The 2,000-nt window shown below is 59.0% G+C and carries 2 protein-coding genes; both read left to right on the forward strand.

Annotation, left to right across the window (positions count from 1 at the left end):
• On the forward strand, positions 1–1,154 hold a 1,154-nt coding region (gene tssC / locus DBR23_RS21275), incomplete at its 5' end, for a type VI secretion system contractile sheath large subunit (RefSeq protein WP_108499520.1).
• 284 nt (positions 1,155–1,438) lie between these two features.
• Positions 1,439–2,000: type VI secretion system accessory protein TagJ (locus tag DBR23_RS21280; protein WP_108499521.1), on the forward strand; the 562-nt coding region annotated here is incomplete at its 3' end.

Here is a 2,000-nt window from a genome sequence, read left to right on the forward strand (position 1 = left end):
GCGTGATGAACATCTCCAAAAAGGAGCTTCATCGCAACATGCGACGCTACAAGGGCGTGGGCTGGGATCAGAGCCCCATCTTCAAGAAGGTTTACGAGGAGGAGTACGGCCAGTTCGGCGGAGAGCCCTTTGGATGTCTGGTGGGCGACTACCACTTCGACCACAGCCCGCCGGATGTCGAACTGCTGGGGGAAATGGCCAAGGTGGCGGCAGCAGCCCACTGCCCCTTTATCTCCGGCGCATCTCCCGCGCTGATGCAGATGGACTCATGGCAGGAACTGGCCAACCCTCGCGACCTGACCAAGATATTCACCAACACCGAGTACGCCGCTTGGCGCAGCCTGCGCGAGTCCGATGACTCCAAGTACATCGGCCTCGCCATGCCACGCTTCCTGGCCCGCCTTCCCTACGGCGCCAAGACCAATCCGGTGGACGAGTTCGACTTTGAAGAAGAAACTGCCAGCGGCAACCACAGCAAGTACTGCTGGGCGAATTCGGCGTATGCCATGGCGGTAAACATCAACCGCTCTTTCAAATACTACGGCTGGTGTACATCCATCCGCGGCGTGGAATCCGGCGGCGCAGTGGAGAACCTGCCCGCACACACATTTCCCACAGACGATGGTGGCGTGGACATGAAGTGCCCCACCGAAATCGCAATCAGCGACCGCCGGGAGGCGGAGCTTGCCAAGAACGGCTTCATGCCGTTGGTACACCGCAAGAACTCGGACGTTGCAGCCTTCATTGGTGCGCAGTCGCTGAACAAACCCGCCGAATACTACGACGCCGACGCCACGGCGAACGCCAACCTCTCGGCACGGCTGCCTTACATGTTCGCGTGCTGCCGCTTCGCGCACTACCTCAAGTGCATCGTGCGCGACAAGATCGGCTCGTTCAAGGAGCGCAGCGACATGGAGCGCTGGCTCAACGACTGGATCATGAACTACGTCGATGGGGATCCTTCCAACTCTTCCCAGGAGACCAAGGCACGAAAGCCCCTGGCAGCAGCTGAGGTTGAGGTGAATGAAGTGGAAGGCAATCCGGGGTACTACACCTCCAAGTTCTTCCTGCGCCCTCACTACCAGCTCGAAGGGCTGACGGTATCGCTGCGACTTGTGTCCAAACTGCCTTCTGTCAAAGAAGCAGGCAACTGACCGGCAGCGGTCCTGCCAGGAAGAAGGCACACGCTAACAAAAGCTAGCGTGACTCCATCGCTGTTTTCGCGACCTGGCGCCTCACCCAACTTCCGCTGATTGACCTGCCGTCATTTGCAGGCAGGCAGGCAGGTACTTTTCACGAATTTGAGTCCAAGCGCACCGCTACTCGGAAGGGCCGCAGTGCATGCCCCACCTTCGTCGGATGGCCGACATCGCAATCGATCATCCGTCAAGGCGATTTAGCACGCCGGCACCCAAAATGATCAACATCAACTCTCAACGTGACTGCCATTCTCTTTGACTCCCAAAGCCCGTTGGACCTTCAACTCCATCGCGTCAAAGACGCGATCCGGGCTGAGCCCTCTAAGGCCTCGCTGCGCACTTTCTATTTCCAGTTGCTAGCGGTACTTGGCGACTGGGACAAGGCGCTGGCGCAGTTGCAGGTATGTGCGCAGCTGGATCCCAAGGCCATTCCGATGGCACATGCCTATCGGGAAGCCATGCGCTGCGAATTGCTGCGCACCGAGGTGTTTGAGGGGCGTCGCACGCCTTACATCCTGGGGGAACCGCCTGCATGGCTGAGTTACATGGTGGACGCCCTCAAAGCAGAGTCAGAAGGGACTCCCAATGCTGCGCTGCAATTGCGATCCCTTGCCTTGGACATGGCACCGGCTCGCTCCGGAAAGCTCAATGGCGAACCGTTCGAATGGCTGAGCGATTCCGACTCGAGGCTGGGGCCAGTGCTGGAGTTTCACACCAACGGCTGCTACTACTGGGTTCCCTTCTCAGCGGTGCATAGCATCGCCATGGAAAAACCCGCAGACCTTCGAGACCTTGTGTGGC

This window comes from Acidovorax sp. HMWF018, from assembly GCF_003061035.1.
Taxonomy (GTDB): domain Bacteria; phylum Pseudomonadota; class Gammaproteobacteria; order Burkholderiales; family Burkholderiaceae_C; genus Acidovorax; species Acidovorax delafieldii.